Genomic DNA, 22,343 nt, shown 5'->3' with positions numbered 1-22,343 from the left:
TATGTAAGCGGCAAAGGTGCCGCTCACAAGCCGTTACTCTGCCGCAGACGCAGAAGTGACCTTCAGCGAGCCGCCTGCCTTCTCAACTGCCTCAACGGCAGCTTTCGAAGCACCTGTTACTTCGACGTTCAGGGCGGCGGTGACTTCACCTTTGGCCAGAACGCGGATGCCGTCCAGTTTGCGGCGGACCAGACCGGATGCGATCAGCGCATCTTCGGTGATCGCGGCCGCGCCGTCCAGTTTGCCAGCATCAACGAATTTCTGGATCAGGCCCAGGTTGATAACGGCGAATTCTTTGCGGTTCGGCTTGTTAAAACCACGCTTTGGCAGGCGCTGGTACAGAGGCATTTGGCCACCTTCGTAGCCATTGATTGCCACACCCGAACGGGATTTTTGACCTTTGATACCACGGCCACCCATTTTACCTTTGCCGGACCCAGGGCCACGGCCAACGCGCATGCGTTTTTTGGTTGCGCCAGGATTGTCGCGCAGTTCGTTCAGTTTCATATCGCTTCTCCTTGCCGGATGTGACCCCCGAAGCGTTAACGGGTCAACCACGGCTTTTCTTGATGTTGATTCTCGTGACCCGACAGGCCACCGTGGGCGTATAGACCCACAGTCCCGCTGATGCAAGCTTTCCTGCATCCGATTCAAACTGGCACGCCCAAGCGTTTTGTAAGACACCCATGGCCCTGGCCAGGGTCATGGACGCGCGCCCAGACCCGCACCAAAGGAGGCGTGTTGAAATTGAAATCCACGCCCTATCTTTATCAGATGGCTTTCTCTCACCTTCCCGCCGCGCTTTTGATGTGTGGGGCACTGGCCCATCCCGCGCAATCCCTTGCTGATTGCGCCCGCGACGCCATGCTGGTGTTTGATGGGTCTGCGTCAATGCAGGAGATCGGATTCGACATCCAGGAAGCCACCCGGATCGTGGACGCACGCAGCGCCATTCGTCAGGCTATGCCCCGGATCGCGCCTTATCGCAGAGTGGGTCTGTTGATCTATGGCCCGGGTCCGAAAGATGCCTGTAGCAACATTGATCTGCGCTTTGGTCCCGTTGATCAGGCTGCCGAGCCGATCATAGACGAAATCGAGAGACTGAACCCCAGCGGGATGACCCCCCTGGCAGCGTCCGTTCACGCCGCCGCCCAGACACTGGATTATGAACGACGTCCCGGCATTGTGGTGTTGGTGACGGATGGCAACGAAACCTGCGGTGGTCGCCCCTGCGCCCTGGGAGACGCGTTGGCACAAACCGGGCGGGATCTGACCGTACATGTCATCGGGTTCAAGGTTGTCGTGGATTTCTTTGGCTGGGACAATCCGGAACAATCAGCTTTTGCCGACGGAGACACCGTCGCCAAGTGTCTGGCCGACCGGACCGGAGGGATGTTCGTTTCAACCCAAACAGTCGAAGAACTGACCGACGCCTTGCAAGAGACATTGGGATGCCCGTTGATTGGTCAGATCGGGCCAGAGCGATTGTTGGTAAAAGTGCGGTTGTCACCCACCTAGATATTGACCGTTCAGGAACCGGGGTGGGATTTGTGTCCACCCCGTTCCAACCGGATCAGCTACAGTAGATGTGCTTGTGAACGCGGTCTGCAATATCGCAACGACGAATGCCGATGTCATTCAATTCACGATCACTGAGCCCCTGCAGCTCTGAATAGGTGCGGTTGAACTCGGCGGCCTGGGCCCGAGTGGCAAAAAACGTGCCAACAGCGTCGCGCATGCGAGCTATCAGGCCAAAACCGGTGTTCGGCATATAAGTAGTATGAGCCATGAGACGTGTCCTTGTCTTCGGTCGGGGCGTATTCCCCGATGGTGTGTGATTTCGTTCCTGTTTCTGAACAAAGGGTCAGATATGTTTCCATACACCGGCTGACAACACGTCCCTGAGACTGCCCGCTATGCATCGATTGCATGGCACAGGACATATAAATCAACCTCAACGCACCAAGGTTGACAAACGCTGCGCCAGCCGCCATATGCCCTTGGATGCCTTGTCCGCAGCGTGAGCGGACCGCGCGCCATTTGGCACCATAGCCCAGACAGGGCAGCGCAGCATAAACCTACCATATATACTGATACCCAATTCACGCGGGGGTCAGCGCGAAGACGGGGTATGGGCAATTCGGCCCTGCGACAGAGCTTTGCGCAACACCAACGCGATGGCGCTCCATTCCGGGGCGCTGCTAGTCATTTGTGCGGTTTGTGCAAACCGCCCCGCCGATAAAGGACACGGCTCTTGGAATTTAATATGCTGGGGCTCACCCCCCGCCTGATCGCCAATCTCGAAGGTCTCGGGATCACCGAACCCACACCCATTCAGAAGAAAGCCATCCCCCACGCCATGAACGGACGTGACGTGATGGGTCTGGCCCAGACCGGGACAGGCAAAACACTGGCCTTTGGTCTGCCGTTGCTCAGCGCAGTTCAGCGGATGGAGGGGCGTCCGGCCCCGAAATCCGTGCGGGCGCTGATCCTGGCCCCCACACGCGAACTGGCCAACCAGATCGTGGATAACCTGAAATCTTATGCCGATGGCACATCGACCCGGGTCAGCCTGGTTGTGGGTGGCGTGTCGATCAATCCCCAGATCAACCGCCTGCAAAAGGGCGTGGATCTGCTGGTCGCGACCCCCGGCCGCCTGATTGACCTGTTGGACCGCAAAGCCGTGCGCCTGGACCAGACACAGTTTCTGATCCTGGACGAAGCCGATCAGATGCTGGATCTCGGATTCATCCATGCGCTGCGCCGAATCGCACCACTGCTGCCAAAAGAACGCCAGACCATGCTGTTTTCGGCCACCATGCCGAAACAGATGTCGGAAATCGCTGCTGCGTATCTGACCAACCCGGTGCGCGTGGAAACTGCACCTCCGGGCAAACCCGCCGACAAGGTGACCCAGGCCGTGCATTTTATCGCGCAGGCCGAAAAGACCAAACTGCTGATCGAGCTGCTGGATGCGCACCGCGATGAGCTGGCGCTGGTGTTTTCGCGCACCAAACACGGTGCCGAACGCCTGATGAAAGCGCTGGAAAAGGCCGGTTTTGCCGCCGGGTCGGTGCATGGCAACAAATCCCAAGGCCAACGCGAACGCGCCCTGCGCAGTTTTAAATGTGGCGAAACCCGGGTTCTGGTCGCCACTGATGTGGCGGCCCGCGGCCTGGATATTCCGGATGTACGCCACGTCTACAACTTTGACCTTCCCAATGTGCCTGACAATTATGTGCACCGCATCGGCCGGACGGCCCGTGCCGGGCGCGACGGGGCCGCGATCGCATTCTGCGCACCCGGTGAAATGGGCGAACTCAAGGCGATTCAGAAAACCATGGGCAAGGATATTCCCGTGGCCAGCGGCCGTCCCTGGGCTGTTGAGCAAACCAAAGCCGCACCAAAGCCACAACAAAACAACCGTCGTCGGTCGCGCCGGCCCGCAGGCGGGCGCAAGGCCGCCTGATCCGGTCACATTAGACCATCTGGCAAAAATCTCGGCCTGCCCCTCGGGCAGGCCATTTTTGTTCTTGCCGGATACCACGCCATTACAACGCGCGACATCGACGCCATATTTTGAGAACGCCGCCTCTTCCCGTACACTTGCGAATATTTTCGCAAGGAGACGGTCATGACGCAGTTACAGTATTTCACAGCCCTCAGCGGTCTTTGGGTCGCTATCGCCTGGGTTCCCTATATCCTGGATCGAATCATGGTGCGGGGGCTGATGGGCGGCCTGGCGAATCCCAGCCCGGACGACATTCCTCAGTCCGCATGGGCACAACGCGCCATGCGGGCCCACATCGTCGCTGTCGAAGCCTATGTCGCCTTTGCCCCATTGGCGATCATCGCGATGTTGACCCGACCCGACGACAGCTATCCCGGAACATTGGCCATGACGTTTACCATCGGCCTGATCGCCCATTATGTAATTTATGCTCTGGGAATTCCGGTTCTGCGCACCTTGGCCTTTGCGCTGGCATCCCTCTCGGCTCTTGGATTGGGCTTGAGGGTTCTGGGCATCATCTGAACGCACCCTCTTGCGGCACCGAATCGGGAGCGATAGATTCTGTGTATGGCCACCTGTCTGCTTTACAATCGCACCCCGACCCGCGCACCCCGGTTTTACCGGATCGAACTGGCGATGAACCTGTTCTCCGAAGTTTCGGTTCTGCGCGAATGGGGGGTTGCCGGACGGGGCGGGCAAAGTGTCATCAGTATCTATGGAAACCTGCGTGACGCCTCGGTCGCCGCAGACCAACATCGCAATCGTATGATCCGGCGCGGCTACGCCAGAGCCTGAACCGCGCGGGCGAGTACACGCAGACCCAGGACCAGATCCGCTTCGTCCGTGTCCTCGTCAAAGGCGTGGCTGATCCCGTTGATCGATGGAACAAACAGCATGCCCACCGGCATAACGGACGCCATATTTGCTGCGTCATGCAAGGCACCTGACGTCATGTTACGCCAAACACCCGGTGCCAGATCCGTTGCTGCCACCGCCAGGGCCGCCTGAATGTTGACATCCATCGGCTTGGGATCAATCCCCATCACCGGCCCCAAGGAAACTGTTACGCTGTGGCGCTGGCCAATTTCTTTAGCCAGCTCCAGTATGATCTGTTCCATCCGGGTCAGTCGATCCAGATCCCCATCTCGCCACTGCATGGAAAACCGCACCCGCCCGGGCACGATCGAGGCTGCATTGGGATGCAGCGACACATGTCCGATGGTCCAGACTGTTGCAGGGGTCACGACGTTGGCAAACCTCCGCGCCAGCTCCATGTTAAAGGTCGCAAGCGCCTGAAACGCGTCCTGGCGCACCGCCATCGGAGTCGTGCCTGCGTGGTTCTGCTGCCCGTCCAAGGTGATCCTCATATCGCGAATGCCAACAATATCGGTCACGACCCCGATCTTTTCGCCGCTCTGATCTAACGCAGGGCCTTGTTCGATGTGCATCTCGACAAAACCGCTAAACCTGTCATGGGGCAAAAAGTCCTGTGCCACATCGGCCAGAACGCCGCGCGCCTGTGCCATCGTCGTTCCGGTATTGTCGATAAACTGATCCGCCTCCTTCAAAGAGGTCTTGCCGCTCCAGACTTCTGATCCGGTGGTCACCCCGAACCGGCCCTCTTCATCCTGGAAACTCACCACCGACACTGCAGGTCCGCCAGCCGCACGCGCGGCGCGGGCGATCTCCAATCCGGCAATTACGCCCAGCGCCCCATCCAGCCAACCGCCTTCGGGTTGGCTGTCGCTATGCGATCCAACCAGCAAAGACCGCCCCTCAGCCAATCCAAACAGATTGCCCAGGGGGTCAAAATGCGGCACCAACCCGGCTGCCGAAATACGCTGTGCCAACCATGTGCGCGCCGCCACATCCGCGGCGCTATACGCAGGCCGAACCACACCCTTGCCGACACCTGATGCCCCAAAGGATCGCAACCTGTGCAAATCCGCCAGAAACCGCTGCTCATCAACCTGCATCACCCGCACCTCGCCATGAATTCAATCGTATTGTGGTCAAAAATATCCCCGTCGGTGGCTCCCGCAATCTCAAAACACACCACCACTGGTGTTTTCGACGCAACGACGGCCAAAAACGCCTCTGGTCCCGGCTCCCATCCTCCCCTAGAACTTGCCCGTCAGTCTTTTGGAATCCGGTTCATGTCCCATATCACCCTTGTCCGCCATGGTCAGGCCAATACCCAGGCCCGCGATGAAGCCAGCTATGACAAGCTAAGCGCATTGGGTCACCAGCAAGCGGAGTGGTTGGGCACCTATTTGCGCGATAGCCGGGCCTATCACCCCCGGGTGTTTTCCGGCACCCTGACCCGGCATATCGAAACAGCATCCAGCATGAATGTCGCCGACGGTATCGTGCGGGATGCCCGGCTGAACGAAATAGAATATTTTACACTCGCCCAATTGCTCGAAGAGCAACAAGGGGTTGCCATCCCCACCGAACGCGAAGGGTTCGTCCGGCATCTGCCCCGGGTGTTTCACGCCTGGCAGCAGAATGAAATCGAGTCACCGCCAGAAACCTGGGACGCCTTCGAAACCCGCGTTGGATCGGTTCTGACAGAAATTTCCGCTGGGGACGGTCCGGCATTGGTTGTCACGTCGGGTGCGTTGATTTCCATGGTAATGGCACGCGCATTGGGGTTGGACACACTGAATATGGCCCGGATAGCGCTTGCAATCATGAACACCTCCATGCACCGCCTGCATCCGATTGATCACCACCTGAGCCCGGTTCTGTTCAACGCCATTCCGCATCTGGAACACCCAGCGCGCCATCACGCGCAAACCCATCTTTGACCACCCTTTGGGAGGGATAGAAATGAACATGCAGCTTTACTATGCACCAGGCACGATCTCGGTCGCCGTTGCCATCGCCCTGGAAGAAGCCGGGGTGACCTATGATCCGATCCAGGTGGATTTCGCCGCCAAGGAGCAAACCACTTCGGGCTACCAGCAAATCAACCCCAAAGGCCGCGTCCCTGCCCTGGTCGCCGATGGGGGGATCCTGACCGAAACCGGCGCACTGCTGGAATTCATAGCAGACCTGAATCCCGACGCCGGTCTGCGTCCCAGTGATCCCATCAAAGCGGCCCGCATGCGCGAGGTGATGTTCTATCTCGCCTCGACCATGCATGTGAATCACGCGCACAAGATGCGCGGCAGCCGTTGGGCCAGCCAACCCTCCTCTTACAAGGACATGAAGGCCAAGGTCCCCCAGACCATGACGGACTCCTGCCAATACATCACGCAATTCGGATTGCGTGGCCCATATGTGCTGGGCGACACGGTCAGCCTGGCGGATTGCTACCTGTATGTCATTACCAGCTGGCTAGAAGGCGACGGAGTAAAGCTGGACAACTTCCCCAAGATCAGGGAATTCATGACGGCGATGGAGAACCGTGCGTCGGTGCGCGCAGTTTACGCCAAAGGCATGTTGTAAAGGAAGACAGATGACACATCTCTGGGTCCGGGCGGAACAACGCCCAAATGAAGAACGTGTTGGCCTGACCCCCGAGGGTGCCAAATCCCTGATGGACGCCGGTATCCGGGTCACCGTCGAAGAAAGCTCGGTCCGGGCAATTCCACTACAGGGTTATGTGGATGCCGGATGTGAAATCGCGCCCGAAAACAGCTGGCCCGAGGCCCCGTTGGACGCAATCATCTTTGGTCTCAAGGAATTGCCCGAAACCGGCACCCCCCTGACCCACAAACACATCATGTTTGGCCACGCCTTCAAAGGGCAGCATTCCGGCAAGGCCCTGTTGGAGCGGTTCAAGGCCGGGGGCGGCACGCTCTATGATCTGGAATATCTGGTGGACGAATCCGGTCGCCGTGTCGCGGCCTTTGGGTATTGGGCCGGATATGCCGGTGCCGCTGTCACGCTCAAGGCATGGGCGGCCCAACAGCATGGCAAGATCTGCGGCCCCGTTGGTGTTTACCCCGGCAAGGACACTCTTGTTGCAGAACTTTTGACCGAAGTCGAAGCCACCGGCAAACCGCGCCCGCGGGCGATCGTCATCGGCGCGTTGGGCCGCGTCGGCACCGGCGCGGCGGACCTATTCGAGGCGATGGGCATTTCGGTCACCAAATGGGATATGGAAGAGACAGCCAGTGGCGGGTCATTCCCCGAAATCCTGGATCACGACCTGTTCCTGAACTGCATTTTTGCACGCCCGGGCACTCCGGTATTCGTCCCGCAAACCGCCCTGAACGCAAATCGCACATTGAGCGCCATCGGCGATGTCGCCTGTGACCCGGACAGCGACTATAACCCGGTCCCCGTCTACGACCGTGCCACCAGTTGGGAAAAACCGGCGCTGCGCGTTGCCACAGATCCGGTGCTGGACGTCATGGCAATCGACAATCTGCCCTCAATGCTGCCGGTCGAAAGCTCACAAGACTACGCCGCACAATTGTTGCCGTCTCTGACGACCCTGACTGATATCGACTCCGTTGTCTGGGGCCGAGCCAAAGCAACATTTCTGGAGCATCTGCCGCAGTGAGCCCGATGTACATTGGATTTGTAGCCGCGATCCTGGGCACCATCTGTTGGATCCCACAGGCATGGAAAGTCTGGGCAACTCGGGATACGTCGAGCCTGTCGTTGGCTTCAAACCTGATGTTTCTGGCGACTGTCTCGCTGTGGCTTGTTTATGGGATCATGGTCACAGACTGGCCGCTGATCCTGGCCAATACCTGTGCGGTCATGGCTGTACTCACCATCGTCACCGCCAAACTGAAATTCGGATGAGGAAGGAAACCCAATGACAATTCACTGGTGCGGAACAGGGCTATCAGCCATCCCCGGCCTGCGTCGGCTGCTGGAAATGGGCCATGATGTGGCCGTCTGGAATCGAACAGCTGACAAGGCCCGCGAAGCAGTGGGCGACCTGACCACCAATATTCACAGTTTCAGTATCGCCAACCTGGGTCAGATGCTCAGCCCACAGGATGTGATCGTGTCGATGCTGCCCGGCGACTGGCATGTGCCACTGGCAGAGCTCGCCATCGAACGCGGTGCCCATTTTGTATCCTCGTCTTATATTGCCCCCGAAATGCGCGCCCTGAATGACAAGGCCCGCGACGCCGGTGTCTGTCTGGTGAACGAAGTTGGCCTGGACCCGGGCATCGACCATTTGATGGCGCATGCGCTGGTGGACGACTACAAGGGATCAGTGGCCTGTGACACAGCCAACGACATCAGCTTTCTGTCATATTGCGGGGGAATTCCCAAAACGCCAAACCCCTTCCGCTACAAATTCAGTTGGTCACCGTTGGGCGTGCTCAAGGCGTTGCGCTCCCCTTCAAAATCAATCCGGGACCACGCGCCGCTGGATGTCGCACGCCCTTGGGATGCGATCAGCTCCTATACAGCGCCACTGCCCACACCAGAGAGCTTCGAGGTCTATCCCAATCGGGACTCATTGCCCTTTATGCAGCAGTACGAGTTCGGAACAGATTGGTCGGTCAAGCAATTCGTGCGTGGCACTCTACGCCTGAATGGCTGGGCCCAGGCTTGGGATGGCGTTTTCAAAGAGGTTGAAACCCTGAGCGGCCCCGAAGGTGACACAAGGCTCAAGGAAATGTCGGACCAATTCTGGACCGAAAATGCATATGACGAAGGCGAAGCCGACCGCGTTGTGCTCTGCGTCGATCTCAAGGCGGAAAAGGATGGCGCGACGGTCTGGCACAAAACCTATGTGATGGATGCCTGGGGCGACGAACGCGGCACGGCCATGGCGCGGCTGGTTTCGTTCCCTGTCTCCTTTGCGATCGAGGCTGTGATCAACGGCAAAATCGCCCCCGGTGTCAGCGCCGCCCCCTCAGATCCAGCCCTGGTCGCAAAATGGATGGGAGAAATCGCCAAGCTCGCTCAGCATCTTCAAGTGGTCGACCAAACGGCCTGATACAAAAAAGGGAGCGCCCGAAACACGGTGCTCCTTCATTCATCTTGCCCAGAAAACTCCGGGGAGCGCGAGGGGTTGGCCCCTCGCACCTGCCGCTGGCGGTAACCCCGCCTACATCAGGTCGTTTTCCACATCTTCGACCGAAATACCCAACGCCTCCAGCCCGTTTTCCAGGTGATCCGACAAATGCGGTGTTCCCAACAGGTAATCGGCACAGGGGGTCGAAGCCTCGGATTTTGCAGTGGCAATGGCTTCGGCCAGATCTTCGGCGAAAAAGCTCTCGCGTCCAACCCACATCACCGCAACCAGCTCGGCCTGTTCGTCTTCGTTCAACCGGTCGATAAAGGCGCGCAATTCACCTTCGGCCCGGTCCAGTTCCCGCGCCATCAACGCAACCTGAGCCACTTTCCGGGCAGAGATTTCCATGTCGCTTCCTTCCATCCGTTCACGTTTGCTACCTGATCAGATAGCGCAGTTGCGCACGACGTCCTTGATCTGGCGCAATACGTGAGACCGCCACCGGTGACACAGGCAACCGACATTTCAGGCCCGCGCAAGAAAACCGTTGCCACACGCGCCCGGTTTGGCGCGGGCTTTGTGCACGTCTACTGGGTTGTCGGCGACCAGCCACTGATCTGAACGCGACCGGTGCGGCCACGCAATTCAACAGCCGGCAAGGCGCACCACCCCACCTTATCGGCATCTGCCGCGCCCAGAACATCATGCGATGCAATGACCGTGAACCCAACGTCTTTGGTCAATTGCTCCAGACGCGCAGCGCTGTTCACCACGTCCCCAAACACCGAATACTCCAGCCGATCCGCTCCACCGACGACACCGCAAAACACGTCTCCGCGGTGGATCCCGATCCCAACCTTGATAGGATCCGCCCGTGTATCAGACCACCGGGCGATTTCCTCGGCCAAACCTGTGGCACACCGTAATGCACAGGCAGCGTCATCTTTACCGTCAAACAGGATCATCACAGCATCCCCCATGAATTTGTCGATGATACCGCCCTGCGCACGCACGACCTCAGACACACGACTGCGATATTCCGAAATAAATCGGCTGACATCACCCGGATCCTGGTTCTGCGACCAACTGGTGAAACCGCGAATGTCGATGAACATGATGGACATTGTCTGCCGCGCCCCTTGTCGCAGCACGTTCAACCCATCATCCGCCAAACGGCTTGCCAGTTGCGCAGGCAGGTATCGAGTCAGATTTGCCCTTTGTCGGGCCTCCGTCAGGGAGCGGAACAACAGACGCCGCATCCGTTGCGCGGCCACCACCAAAACCGCACCAGCCAGAGCAATCATCGCCAACCGCATCAGATTCGGCGCGAGGGACAGAAAAATGGTGACCCTGTTTACGTCCAGCCCCTCCCTGCCCTCTCCCGGTATCAGAAACAGGACCGCGAGTCCGAGCACCACCACACCCACCCCAAACGCCTGCTTGTACGGATCGAACCGCAACACCCCAAAAGCAAAGACCAAAGGGACAAGCCACGCCGGGGGCAGAACAAATACAAGTTGCCCGGCAAGCCCGGTATTCATCAACCCCAGCCACGCATTCCCAAGCAGAAAGAGGCTATCCGCTGCGACCGCAGGCCAGATCATCCAGTGGCGCAACTGTCCCTTACGGGCCATCAGGTAGAACACGACCCCCAGCAGCAAATAGGCCGTCATGGTCAGAACGGCAAAAAACCACTGACGTTTCAGCAGGAATTTTGCGAGCGGGTCCACCGGTGACACAATCAGGAAGAACGAAACCAGCAGGGCCAATCCAACCCCGATGCGCAACAGGGATACCAACCGTTCGGATTCGATTTCAGCGGCGCGCAACAGGGCGATATCCGGATTCACGTCGCTCATCCTTCGCTTTTGCTCAGCGGCACAACATTCTCGGACGGTTTCTGAGCCAATTCCTCAAAGTCAAAATTGTCCAGTCTCTGGGCACGACGCCCTGCCTTTTCCGCGCTGATCTTGATTTCCGAGAGGTCCTTGGTCGCCTGGCCAAAGTGTCTGTCCAGATTTCCAACCCGGTCTCCCAGCCGCTCTACATCCTTGTGCAACAGGCCCAGCTCGGTTCGAATTGCCCCGGCCTGTTCCCGCATCCTGGCATCTTTCAGAATGGCACGCATGGTATTCAATGTGGCCATGCAGGTTGTGGGCGAGACGATCCAGACCTTGGCGGTGAAACCTTCACGCACGATGTCGGGAAAATTGGCGTGCAGCTCGGCATATACCGCTTCGGAGGGCAGGAACATCAGCGCGCCTTCGGCGGTTTCCCCATCAATGATATATTTTTCTGAGATGGCTTTGATATGAGCACGAATTGCGGTTTTCATCATGCGCGCCGCCTCTTGAAGCTGGACTTGGGTCTCGGCCTTGCGCAGGGCTTCATAAGGTTCCAGAGGAAATTTGCTGTCGATCACGATGGGGCCGGGTGGGTTTGGCAGATGGATCAGGCAATCGGCGCGTTTTCCGTTGGACAGGGTGTGTTGCAGCGAATAGCTGTCGGCTGGCAGGGCCTTGGACACTATATCATTCAGCTGAATCTCTCCGAATGCGCCCCGTGTCTGTTTGTTGGACAGAATGTCCTGCAAGCTCAGGACATCACCAGAGAGCTTGGTGATGTTGTCCTGCGCCTTGTCGATCATCTTGAGCCGCTCCTGCAACTGAGTCAGCGACGCCGTGGTCTGCTTGGAGGAGCCGTGCAGGCTTTCTTTCATCCGCTCTTGCATGTCAGCCATTGCACGCTGGCCGCGCAGGGCGTTGTCGGCAAGACGATCGCTCATGTTCTGCTGAACTGCGGCGAGCCGCGCTTCGACCGTCTGGATCATCTGTACCTGAGCGTTGGCCTGGGTTTCCGACACATGCTGCAGCCCGCCGCGCAGCTGTTCCTGTCCTTGGCCCAATTGCTGAACATGCTGGCCGAGGTGATACATCTGCTGTGCAAGCGGTTCGGTCATTCGGGCAGACCGATTGGCCGCGCGCAGCGCCAGGAACAGCAGAATGACAATCAACAGAGATGTTGCAACGCCGGCCAGCGCTGCAATCGCCAGCGGATCATTCAGGGCAAATCCCAATCCCGCAATTTCAGTCATATCGCCCGCCCGTTCCTGTTTTGTTTCCCCAATCTCTAGCGTGCCTGATGATTGGGATCAACTGCGTCCGAACAGCCGTTCAATATCGGCCAGCTTCAGTTCTACATAGGTTGGGCGGCCATGGTTGCACTGGCCCGAATGGGGCGTGGCTTCCATCTCGCGCAGCAGGGCGTTCATTTCTTCGCCGCGCATGCGACGGCCCGAGCGGATCGAGCCATGGCAGGCAACACGGGACAGAATCGCTTCGACCTTGGCCTGAACCAATTGGCTGGTGCCCTGATCGTCCAGTTCATCCAGAATATCCCTGATCATCGCAGTGGCATTGACCTCTCCCAAGATGGCAGGGGTTTCACGCACCGCGACGGCATTTCCGCCGAAAGGTTCGATGGTCAATCCGAATTTTGACAACTCGTCGGCAACGTCGACCAGCCGGGCACAGTCATTGTCGGACAGTTCGACGATTTCAGGAATCAACAAAGCCTGGGCTGCGACGCCGTTTTCGGCCATTTGATTTTTCAGCTTTTCATAGACCAGCCGTTCATGGGCCGCGTGCTGATCGACGATAACCATGCCATCAGCCGTCTGTGCGATGATATAGTTTTCATGCACCTGCCCCCGGGCGGCGCCCAGCGGGTGCTGTTCCTCGGTACTTGCGGGATCTTCGCTTTGAGTTGGCTCCAGCGGGGTTTCGACAACACGACCGCTGTAGTCCTGTTTAAGATCCTCAAACCCAAAAGGTTCGGGATTGGCCGGGCGCTGCGCCGCATAATTGGCAACCCGTGCGCCCAGAGAAGGCCGGTCCATCTGATACACGCGGGGCTGGCTCGGCTGCTCGGGTCGCATGGCACCCAACGTCGCGTCTGCAACCGTGGTCGAGGCCCGGTGCCCGGCTTCGGCAAGCGCATGACGTAGGGCCGAAACGATCAGGCCGCGCGCAATCCCGGGATCTCGGAAACGAACTTCGGATTTGGCCGGGTGCACGTTCACATCGACCAGGGTTGGATCGCAATCAATGAATAGTGCCGCCGCCGGATGGCGGTCACGGCTAAGGAAATCAAAATAGGCAGCGCGCAATGCGCCTTGCAGGGTCTTGTCCTTGACCGGACGTGTGTTCACGAACAGGAACTGCGCCACCGAAGCCCCCCGCGAATAGGTGGGCAAGGCGGCATAACCATACAACCGAATTCCGTCGCGGGTCGCATCAATGCGCAGTGCGTTTTCAGCGAATTCACGCCCGAGAACCTGCGCCAGTCGTCCATGCAAGGCGTCGAATAGATCGCCAGACAGCGGATCAGCCCGAAAGGTCACGCGCCCTTCGCCACCACCCGACACATCACGCAACGTGAACCCCACTGACGGTTCAGCCATGGCCAGACGTTTGACCACATCGCCAATTGCCTGGGATTCCGCCCGGTCTGATCGCATGAATTTTAATCGTGCTGGGGTGGCAAAAAACAGGTCACGTAGTTCTACAATTGTACCTGATCGCAGCGCCGCTGGTTTGACCGGATCCATCTGCCCGCCAGACACCCGGATCTGAGCGGCGTCGTACCCTTCGGCCCGGCTGATGATCGTCAGGCGGCCCACCGCACCCAGAGAAGGCAGCGCTTCACCGCGAAACCCAAAGGTGTGAATGTTGAGCAGGTCCGAGCCGTCAATCTTGGATGTTGCATGACGCGACAGGGCCAGAGGCAGTTCGTCCGGAGGCATACCACATCCGTCGTCGGTGACACGGATCAGGGTCTTGCCGCCATCGGCAATGTCGATGGTGATCCGGGTTGCCCCCGCATCAATGGCGTTTTCCACCATTTCCTTGACCGCGGAAGCCGGGCGTTCGACGACTTCGCCCGCCGCAATACGGTTGATTGCGCTGTCATCAAGTTGACGGATGACGGGGCGGTTTTCGCTGATATTGGGGTTCGCATGTGCCATACAACAACACTTAGCATATGCACCTGCGATTCTGCCAGATGCGTCACAGGGTGGTTAAGGCAGAAAACACACGCGATCCAGCAGAATAATTCGACCCTTCCAGGGCCTGTGTCTGGACCCGGGGGTCATGCCGAAACAGGGGCACCTGTGCGGTTGCGACACGGGCCAAATTTTGCTGCCAGAGCGAGGATGACGCCCGAAACAGTAGCAATCATACCTGCTGCCGAAACCGCGTCACTGCCGCCAATCCACATCGGGCCATACCCCGCCAGAACATACCCCAGAACCGCCGAAATCACGGCAAAGACAACACTCCATCCCACTTGCCCCTCGAGCCGGTTTGTCATCATACGCGCCGCAGCGGGCGGACAGATAAACATCGCTATCACGATAATCGACCCCACTGCATCAAAGGCGGCCACAGCAGCAATCGCAGCAGTGATGACCAGCGCCATGCCCAACATATTGACCCGGATCCCCATGGTCCGGGCAAATCCTTCGTCAAAGGTCGAGATCTTGAGCGCGCGCCAGAAGAGTGCGGTAAACACCAGTACTCCGACGAGAGTCAAAGCCATGCGGGGCAGTTCGACCGGCAGATGCGCCAGTGCCTGGGTATCCAGCAACGATGCCCAGCCCACAGCATCCAGCCAGATCAGGCTTTCAAGGTTGCCGTATAGCGCGTGTTCCACATCAAGATGCACGGTCGAAGTGTCGGTCTGTTCGAGCAGCAGAACACCCCCGGCAAACATTGTGGTGAACACCACCCCCATGGCTGCCCCCGGTTCGATCCGACCCAACCGGCGAATTGCTTCGATCATCACCACGGCAACCACCGCCGCCCCGGCGGCCCCCAGCATCATCGGCCAGGCCGAAATGGCCCCGGTGATCAAAAAGGCCACCACGATCCCGGGCAACACCACATGGCTGATCGCATCACCGATCAGCGCCTGACGCCGCAACAACAGAAAATTGCCAGGTAACGCACAGGCCACAGCGGCAAATGTGCCGATCAGCAACGGTGTCAGCGACAGGGGGACAAATTCTTCACCACTCATGCCGGCACCTCTTTTGGCCCGCCGATTCGGCGGTCGATTTCATCAATTTGATCACGGGTCAGCACGGTTTCGATTTCACGCAACCCGTCATACAGCGCGGCAGCGGCTTCATGCGCCTGGTCTGAACGCACCACTTCCCAACGTTTCTCGTCGCGTAGCGCCTTGGCGGCGCGCGCGCGACCTGTGTCCGTAGCGACCCCGTCCAGGCGCACCAATCCGGCACGGTTGAGCAATCTCAGAGTCAATTTTTCATAGATTGGCTGCCCTTGGGACAACGCCAACAAGCCTTGACGAACGTGCACCCGGCGCTGAAAGCGAACATAGCGCAAGATCGCGGCCAAAACACCGCGATTGGGGGCAAGCAGCATCGACAAGGCAAACAGCGCAAAGCTCATCAACACGATGATCGGACCTGTTGGCAGGTTCGGGGCCGACGCGGAAATCGCCGCCCCCAGATAGGCGGATATGCCACCCGTCAGACCCGCCAACAGCACCACATGATCACTTCGTTCGGTCCAGAAACGGGCTGTCACAGCGGGAATGATCAACAGGGCGACGATCAGGATTAGCCCCACGATCTTGAGCCCCACAACCGTTACAGCCATAACCAGCCCCATCATCGCCAGATCAATCCTGTCGACGGGCAACCCGCGCGCAGCCGCATATTCGGGATCAAATGCCACCAACGTCATCGGCCTGCGCAGCAGAAGGATCAGAAACAGGGTAACCGCCCCGCCGCCCGCAATCACCAAAGCATCGGCCCACAACATCCCAGAGGTCGAGCCCAACAGGAACCCCTCGAGACCCGCCTGGCGACCCACACCCAGCGTTTGGATGACAGTCAGCAGCACAATCCCAAACCCAAAGAACACCGACAACACGGCACCGATCGCCGCGTCTTCGGCCAGCCGTGTGTTGCGAGTCAACCAGTTGAGACACCACAGACCGATTCCAGCCGACACCGCCGAGCCCAGCAAGAGACCCACCAGATTTCGCCCATCCCCGCCCAGCATGGCCATGAGGATGAAGGCCACGCATACTCCAGGAAGCGTCGCATGAGATACAGCATCGCTGACCAAAGCCCGCTTGCGCAGAAACAGGAAAGTCCCGGTGACACCGGCTGAAACCCCCAGCAGGGTCGCACCAATAGCCACCAGCGTGGCGTTATAGCCAAGCTGAAGCGTCAGAGCTTCGAACAGCATGGTATTTACCCCGCGGCCAGTGTCAGCTGATCCACCTGTGCAGTGGCCAGCCGCCCGCCATAGGCGGCCTGCAAGGTTTCGGCGGTAAAGGTTGTCGCAACAGATCCTTCGGCAACTTTGCGCGTGTTGATCAGGAACACATTGTCAAAATATTCGGGCACAGTTGCCAAATCATGATGAACAACGACAACGGTCTTGCCCGATTTACGCAGGGATTTGAGGACATTGATGATTGCCTTCTCGGTGGCGGCATCCACCCCGGCAAACGGTTCGTCCAACAGGTACAGATCCGCCTCCTGCGCCAACGCACGCGCCAGGAAGACACGTTGTTGCTGGCCACCGGACAACTGACCGATCTGACGATCCGAAAAATCATGCATACCGACCCGGTTCAGGCACTCCATCGCGCGGGCCTTGTGCCGATTGCGCAGACGCCCCAGCAGGCCCAATTCGCGATACAGCCCCATCAGGACGACGTCGATCACTCGCGTGGGAAAGTCCCAGTCTACACTGGCACGTTGCGGGACATAGGCAATGCGGGCGCGCTGATCCTCCAGCGGCTTGCCGAACACCTGCACTTGCCCCGAGACCGGTTTGATGATGCCCAATGCAGCTTTGAGCGTGGTGGATTTACCGGCCCCATTGGGACCGATTATGGCAGTCATCTTGCCCGGTTCGACTGTCATGTCGACAGAAAACACCGCTGGTTTCTGACCATAGGTCACAGTCAAACCACGAATGGCCAGCGGGCTGTGTTCCAACCCTTTTTCCGCTGGTGCCTGACCCTGATTGCTTGCCAATTCCAATGTCATGCTCAAAACCCTGCCGAAAGCTTGCCATCCATGCCGCGCTCGGGCACTTCGGCGCCAAGCGCCCCGGCTATTGTTGTCATATTATGGTCCAGCATCCCTAGATAGGTGCCTTCATAGGTACCGTCGGCACCCATTGCGTCCGAGAAAAGTTCGCCGCCAATTTTAACCTCGTGGCCCTTCGACGCAGCACCTTCGATCAAGGCGCGGATCGACCGATCCGAAACCGAGCTTTCGACAAAGACAGCTGAAATCTTGCGATCCGCGAGCATGTCGACCAGTTCGCTGATCCGGTTCAGCCCGGCTTCGGATTGGGTCGAAATTCCCTGAATTCCCAGCACCTCAAACCCAAAATCCCGCCCAAAATATCCAAAGGCATCATGGGCTGTGACCAGCACCTTGTTGCTGACCGGAACGCTGGCCAGTGTTTCGGTTCCATAGGCAATCAGCCGGTCCAGATCTGCCAGATGCGCATCCGCGTTTGCGGCAAAAAACTCGGCTGATTCTGGTCGGGTATCTGTCAGTGCCTTTTGCACTTGGCGTACCATCTGCTTCCACAGAACCGGTGTCATCCAGACATGTGGGTCGAATTTGTCCGCATAGGAATCATGACCGCGCAGAACGTCCCTGGGCAGGCCATCAGCGACGGCGACGACGTTGCGCTTGCGCTCCAGATCGTGAAAGAAGTCTTCCATCTGCGCTTCGAGATAGAGACCATGCCACAGCACCAGATCAGCACGTGTCATGGCGACAATGTCGCTGCGGGTCTGACGGTAGGCATGTGGGTCAACCCCGGGACCCATCAGCCCTTTGACCTTGACTTGGTCCCCGCCAACCTGGCGCGCGGCATCCGCGATCATGCCAGTTGTGGCAACGACTTTCATTGGCTCCTGCGCCATCGCCTGTCCCCCGATCAACGGGAGAAGCAGTGAAGTGACGATCAGAGCAAACCGGCGAATCCGCATGGCGGACTCCTTCCTGTGAATTTCGTTACTGGCAATATGAGAATGATTCGCAACAAAGTCAATGATATTGCGACTTATTCGCAATAAGGGTCATTATTTGCCCAAATGGTCAAATTTCCCGAACGGAAACTGCCCCCATCGCTTGCTAACATGTCGCACCCATGCGAGGTTTCCCTGTCGGTTTCTGGGATCAAAAACATGGATAACCAAACAGCAGAACACACAACGCATTTGCCGCTGGTGACGGAACCGCGCAACCCCGGCATGGCGTTGAACCTGGATTGGGTCCGGGCGGTGCAGGCGAACACGTCGGCCGTTGAACGCCGCGCGGCAACCCTTCCCGGGCGGCGCAGCGTGAAAAAGGACTATCAGGCGGCCTGGATGCTCAAGGCGATCAGCTGCATCGACCTGACCACCCTGTCCGGCGACGATACAGTCGGGCGGGTTCGACGCCTATGCGCCAAGGCGCGCCAGCCAGTGCGCACCGACATGCTGGACGCATTGGGAATGCCTGGACTGACCACCGGAGCAGTCTGTGTCTATCACGACATGATCACCACCGCCGTGGACGCCTTGCGTGGGTCTGGCATTCCGGTGGCCGCAGTGTCGACCGGATTTCCCGCCGGACTGTCACCGTTCCATTTGCGCGTCGCCGAAATCGAAGAGAGTGTTAAGGCAGGCGCACATGAGATCGACATCGTTATTTCGCGTCGTCACGTGCTGACCGGGGACTGGCAGGCACTGTATGATGAAATGCGCGCCTTTCGCCACGCTTGCGGCGACGCCCACGTCAAGGCGATCCTAGCCACTGGTGAGCTGGGCAGCCTGCGCAATGTGGCACGTGCCTCATTGGTGTGCATGATGGCCGGGGCCGATTTCATTAAAACGTCAACCGGCAAGGAAAGCGTCAATGCCACCCTGCCAGTGACGCTGGTGATGATCCGGGCAATACGCGACTACTTTGACCGCACCGGGTATCGGGTTGGTTATAAACCGGCCGGCGGTATCTCCAAGGCCAAGGACGCCGTGGTGTATCTGTCTCTGATCAAGGAAGAGCTGGGCGACCGCTGGCTGCAACCCGACCTGTTCCGCTTTGGCGCGTCGTCCCTGTTGGGCGATATTGAACGCCAGCTGGAACACCACCTGACCGGCCATTATTCCGCCGGATACCGGCATGCTATGGGCTGATCGGCGCATCTGACGCCGAGACGAAACGAATTTCCGGGTCGTCCCCTTTCGAAAAAACGACACCGCGAAGACCGAGGAACCACGATGACTGTCAAAGAGATTTTTGAGTCCATGGATTATGGCCCTGCTCCCGAAAGCGCCGCCGAGGCATTGGCCTGGTTGGTCGATCAAGGCGATCGCTTCGGGCATTTCATCGACGGTGATTTCACCAACCCCGGCGCACACGCGTTCGAAAGCCGAAATCCCGCAACGGGCGAGGTTCTCGCGTCTTTGACCCAAGCCACACAAGCGGATGTGGATATGGCCGTTGCCGCCGCCCGCAAAGCGCAGGGCAAATGGGAAAACCAGGGCGGGCCAGGTCGGGCACGTTACCTCTATGCCATTGCCCGTCTGCTGCAAAAACACGCCCGCCTGTTCGCCGTTCTCGAAACGATGGACAACGGCAAGCCGATACGGGAATCCCGCGATATCGATATCCCGCTGGCCCAAAGGCACTTCTATTACCACGCGGGCATGGCCCAGCTGATGGAGGGCGAATTGCCCGATGCCCAGGCTCTGGGTGTGTGTGGTCAGATCATCCCGTGGAACTTCCCGCTATTGATGCTGGCCTGGAAAATCGCTCCAGCGCTGGCCATGGGCAATACGGTGGTTTTGAAACCGGCTGAATATACTTCTTTGACCGCATTGCTGTTCGCCGACATCTGTCGTCAAGCCGGGCTACCTGATGGGGTGGTTAATATTGTCACTGGTGATGGTGCCGTGGGCGAAATGATTGTCGCCGCAGACGTGGACAAGATCGCCTTTACGGGATCGACCAGCGTCGGTCGCCGGATCCGTCAGGCCACCGCAGGCAGCGGCAAGGCGATGACACTCGAACTGGGAGGCAAGTCCCCGTATATCGTATTCGACGACGCCGATCTGGATTCCGCTGTCGAAGGGTTGGTGGACGCGATCTGGTTCAATCAGGGTCAGGTCTGCTGCGCCGGGTCCCGCCTGTTGGTACAGGAAGGCATTGCCGAGGCCTTTCATGCCAAGCTCAAGGCGCGGATGGACAAGCTACGCATTGGCAACCCCCTGGACAAATGCATTGATATCGGTGCGGTTGTTGACCCCGTACAGTTACAGACTATTTCCCAGATGGTTGCGGCCAATACAGCTGGGTCCATGCATCAGGCCCGGATCGAAATGCCCAGCCAGGGTTGTTTCTATCCCCCTACCCTGATCGAAGGGATGGAACCCTCCGATCCGCTGATGCAGGAAGAAATCTTTGGCCCTGTGCTAGTTTCCTGTACCTTCCGCACCCCGGCCGAGGCGGTCGAGGTGGCCAACAACACCCGCTATGGGTTGGCCGCGACAGTGTGGACGGAAAACGTGAACCTGGCGCTGGATATTGCGCCGAAACTGGTCGCAGGCGTGGTCTGGGTCAATGCCACCAACCTGTTTGATGCGGCCGCCGGGTTTGGCGGCGTGCGCGAAAGCGGCTTTGGTCGCGAAGGTGGCTGGGAAGGCTTGAGCGCCTATACCAAACCCAAGGCCAAAACCAAGCCATTGAAACCCGTTGAGGCCTATGCTGGCGAAGGCGCACCAGTCGACGCAATCGACCGCACGGCCAAAATGTATGTCGGTGGCAAACAGACCCGCCCGGACAGCGGCTATTCCAAACCGATCTACAATCGGTCCGGTGCATTGTTGGGCCACGTGGGCCTGGCCAATCGCAAGGACGTCCGCAACGCGGTCGAGGCCGCAGCCGGGGCAAAAGGTTGGGCCAAGACCACCGGCCACCTGCGGGCGCAGATCCTGTATTACATCGGTGAAAACCTGTCTGTGCGCGCCGATGAATTCGCGCAGCGCATCAATGCCATGACCGGGAAACGGAGCGGTGCATCCGAGGTCGAAGCCTCGCTTCAGCGTCTTTTCACAGCCGCAGCCTGGGCCGACAAATATGACGGTCAGGCCCACGGCGTACCGATACGTGGCGTGGCCCTGGCCATGAAGGAACCGGTTGGCGTGATCGGTGCTCTGTGCGCAGATGAGGCCCCTTTGTTGGGACTTGTGTCGGTTATGGCTCCCGCCTTGGCGATGGGTAACCGAGTCGTTTTGGCCGCCTCCGACCCTTACCCGCTGGCCGCGACAGATTTTTATCAGGTGCTTGAAACATCGGATGTTCCCGCAGGCGTCGTGAACATCCTTACGGGGACGCCTTCTGACATAGCAGTGCCGCTCGCCGGGCATATGAATGTGGACGCCATGTGGTCATTCTCGTCCAGTGATCTATCTCGGGAAGTCGAAGACGCCTCGGCCAGCAATCTCAAGCGGACTTGGGTCAACAACCGGCAAACCATGGATTGGTCCACGGACGTCACACGCCGTTTCCTGGAAGCGTCCACCGAGATCAAAACGATCTGGGTGCCTTATGGCGAATGATCCCGCTTTCTTGATGGTAGTATGCTAGGGCGGACAGGTTGCCATACCTGGTCCGCTTGTTCGCTTCAAACGGTCACGGGCGATGCGTGTGCCCCGCAGAGCATTTTGGGCTCATCCTGCTACATTGTTCAATGTTTCTCAAGCGCAGGAATGACTCCGCAGTGTCAGGATTTGCCGCGAAACCTATGGACATCATCCCCAGCTTGAATTTCGATCGCTGAGGCG

22 protein-coding genes are annotated in these 22,343 nt (G+C 58.6%); 11 read left to right on the top strand and 11 right to left on the bottom strand.

Annotated features, from left to right (window positions below; translation table 11 throughout):
* Positions 1–33: 33 nt before the first annotated feature.
* Positions 34–507: a 50S ribosomal protein L15 gene (gene rplO / locus QEZ52_RS02155; RefSeq protein WP_406647601.1), complete on the bottom strand. Its 474-nt coding sequence runs from the start codon at positions 505–507 to the stop codon at positions 34–36.
* 234 nt (positions 508–741) lie between these two features.
* Here rplO and QEZ52_RS02150 point away from each other — a divergent pair, with 234 nt between their 5' ends.
* Positions 742–1,518 (top strand): vWA domain-containing protein, encoded by a 777-nt coding sequence (locus tag QEZ52_RS02150; RefSeq protein ID WP_406647599.1) that lies wholly within the window; start codon positions 742–744, stop codon positions 1,516–1,518.
* A 55-nt stretch (positions 1,519–1,573) separates the two neighbouring features.
* Here QEZ52_RS02150 and QEZ52_RS02145 read toward each other — a convergent pair whose 3' ends face one another.
* A complete protein-coding gene (locus QEZ52_RS02145; RefSeq protein WP_406647597.1) occupies positions 1,574–1,789 on the bottom strand; it encodes a DUF1127 domain-containing protein in 216 nt (71 codons plus the stop codon).
* A 477-nt stretch (positions 1,790–2,266) separates the two neighbouring features.
* Between QEZ52_RS02145 and QEZ52_RS02140 the strand changes: the two genes are divergently transcribed.
* From QEZ52_RS02140 to QEZ52_RS02130, 3 genes are all read left to right on the top strand, one after another.
* Positions 2,267–3,469, top strand: a complete 1,203-nt coding sequence (locus QEZ52_RS02140; RefSeq protein WP_406650264.1) for a DEAD/DEAH box helicase — start codon at positions 2,267–2,269, stop codon at positions 3,467–3,469.
* Between the two features lie 165 nt (positions 3,470–3,634).
* The gene (locus QEZ52_RS02135) at positions 3,635–4,033 is read left to right on the top strand and encodes an MAPEG family protein (protein ID WP_406647596.1); all 399 of its coding nucleotides are present in this window, start codon (positions 3,635–3,637) and stop codon (positions 4,031–4,033) included.
* A gap of 45 nt (positions 4,034–4,078) precedes the next feature.
* On the top strand, positions 4,079–4,306 hold the full coding sequence (locus QEZ52_RS02130; protein ID WP_406647594.1) for a WGR domain-containing protein: 228 nt from the start codon (positions 4,079–4,081) through the stop codon (positions 4,304–4,306).
* Here QEZ52_RS02130 and QEZ52_RS02125 read toward each other — a convergent pair.
* Complete coding sequence (locus QEZ52_RS02125) at positions 4,291–5,487, bottom strand: hydantoinase/carbamoylase family amidase (protein WP_406647592.1); 1,197 nt, start codon at positions 5,485–5,487, stop codon at positions 4,291–4,293. The two genes, QEZ52_RS02130 and QEZ52_RS02125, sit on opposite strands and share 16 nt — an antisense overlap.
* Positions 5,488–5,667: 180 nt before the next feature.
* On the opposite strand from QEZ52_RS02125, the gene QEZ52_RS02120 reads away from it, so the two are divergent.
* Genes QEZ52_RS02120 through QEZ52_RS02100 form a run of 5 tightly spaced genes read left to right on the top strand, consistent with a single transcriptional unit; the run spans position 5,668 to position 9,431 of the window.
* Positions 5,668–6,321, top strand: coding sequence for a histidine phosphatase family protein (locus QEZ52_RS02120; RefSeq protein ID WP_406647590.1), 654 nt, complete (start codon positions 5,668–5,670; stop codon positions 6,319–6,321).
* 28 nt (positions 6,322–6,349) lie between these two features.
* A complete protein-coding gene (locus QEZ52_RS02115; protein WP_406650261.1) occupies positions 6,350–6,964 on the top strand; it encodes a glutathione S-transferase family protein in 615 nt (204 codons plus the stop codon).
* Positions 6,965–6,974: 10 nt separating this feature from the next.
* The gene (locus QEZ52_RS02110) at positions 6,975–8,027 is read left to right on the top strand and encodes a saccharopine dehydrogenase (RefSeq protein ID WP_406647588.1); all 1,053 of its coding nucleotides are present in this window, start codon (positions 6,975–6,977) and stop codon (positions 8,025–8,027) included.
* Between the two features lie 5 nt (positions 8,028–8,032).
* Positions 8,033–8,275 carry a SemiSWEET family sugar transporter gene (locus QEZ52_RS02105; RefSeq protein ID WP_406650259.1) on the top strand — a complete coding sequence of 81 codons (243 nt, stop codon included), beginning with the start codon at positions 8,033–8,035 and terminating at the stop codon, positions 8,273–8,275.
* A 13-nt stretch (positions 8,276–8,288) separates the two neighbouring features.
* Entirely contained in the window at positions 8,289–9,431 is a 1,143-nt protein-coding gene (locus QEZ52_RS02100) for a saccharopine dehydrogenase family protein (protein WP_406647586.1), read from the top strand.
* 111 nt (positions 9,432–9,542) lie between these two features.
* Here QEZ52_RS02100 and QEZ52_RS02095 read toward each other — a convergent pair whose 3' ends face one another.
* The 8 genes from QEZ52_RS02095 to QEZ52_RS02060 all read right to left on the bottom strand — a co-directional run bounded on the left by QEZ52_RS02095 (position 9,543) and on the right by QEZ52_RS02060 (position 18,506).
* Positions 9,543–9,857 carry a DUF3775 domain-containing protein gene (locus tag QEZ52_RS02095; protein ID WP_406647584.1) on the bottom strand — a complete coding sequence of 105 codons (315 nt, stop codon included), beginning with the start codon at positions 9,855–9,857 and terminating at the stop codon, positions 9,543–9,545.
* Positions 9,858–10,036: 179 nt separating this feature from the next.
* Positions 10,037–11,308, bottom strand: coding sequence for an adenylate/guanylate cyclase domain-containing protein (locus QEZ52_RS02090; RefSeq protein ID WP_406647582.1), 1,272 nt, complete (start codon positions 11,306–11,308; stop codon positions 10,037–10,039).
* Entirely contained in the window at positions 11,305–12,543 is a 1,239-nt protein-coding gene (locus QEZ52_RS02085; protein WP_406647580.1) for a DNA recombination protein RmuC, read from the bottom strand. The genes QEZ52_RS02090 and QEZ52_RS02085 overlap by 4 nt, the downstream gene beginning before the upstream one ends.
* Before the next feature lie 57 nt (positions 12,544–12,600).
* Positions 12,601–14,475 carry a DNA mismatch repair endonuclease MutL gene (mutL, locus tag QEZ52_RS02080; protein ID WP_406647578.1) on the bottom strand — a complete coding sequence of 625 codons (1,875 nt, stop codon included), beginning with the start codon at positions 14,473–14,475 and terminating at the stop codon, positions 12,601–12,603.
* Positions 14,476–14,600: 125 nt separating this feature from the next.
* The gene (locus QEZ52_RS02075) at positions 14,601–15,530 is read right to left on the bottom strand and encodes a metal ABC transporter permease (protein ID WP_406647575.1); all 930 of its coding nucleotides are present in this window, start codon (positions 15,528–15,530) and stop codon (positions 14,601–14,603) included.
* Positions 15,527–16,732, bottom strand: a complete 1,206-nt coding sequence (locus QEZ52_RS02070; protein WP_406647573.1) for a metal ABC transporter permease — start codon at positions 16,730–16,732, stop codon at positions 15,527–15,529. Before QEZ52_RS02070 ends, QEZ52_RS02075 begins: the two co-directional genes overlap by 4 nt.
* Positions 16,733–16,737: 5 nt before the next feature.
* Complete coding sequence (locus tag QEZ52_RS02065; RefSeq protein ID WP_406647570.1) at positions 16,738–17,544, bottom strand: metal ABC transporter ATP-binding protein; 807 nt, start codon at positions 17,542–17,544, stop codon at positions 16,738–16,740.
* A gap of 2 nt (positions 17,545–17,546) precedes the next feature.
* A complete protein-coding gene (locus tag QEZ52_RS02060) occupies positions 17,547–18,506 on the bottom strand; it encodes a metal ABC transporter solute-binding protein, Zn/Mn family (RefSeq protein WP_406647567.1) in 960 nt (319 codons plus the stop codon).
* Between the two features lie 198 nt (positions 18,507–18,704).
* Between QEZ52_RS02060 and deoC the strand changes: the two genes are divergently transcribed.
* Together deoC and QEZ52_RS02050 are read left to right on the top strand one after the other, a co-directional pair.
* The gene (deoC, locus tag QEZ52_RS02055; protein ID WP_406647565.1) at positions 18,705–19,694 is read left to right on the top strand and encodes a deoxyribose-phosphate aldolase; all 990 of its coding nucleotides are present in this window, start codon (positions 18,705–18,707) and stop codon (positions 19,692–19,694) included.
* An 84-nt stretch (positions 19,695–19,778) separates the two neighbouring features.
* A complete protein-coding gene (locus tag QEZ52_RS02050; protein ID WP_406647563.1) occupies positions 19,779–22,118 on the top strand; it encodes an aldehyde dehydrogenase family protein in 2,340 nt (779 codons plus the stop codon).
* Positions 22,119–22,343: the final 225 nt, after the last annotated feature.

The sequence above is a fragment of the Aliisedimentitalea scapharcae genome (genome assembly GCF_045277565.1).
Lineage (GTDB): Bacteria > Pseudomonadota > Alphaproteobacteria > Rhodobacterales > Rhodobacteraceae > Aliisedimentitalea > Aliisedimentitalea scapharcae.
The sequence above is the reverse complement of the archived record's forward strand: the minus strand, read 5'-3'. Positions and strand labels throughout refer to the sequence as shown.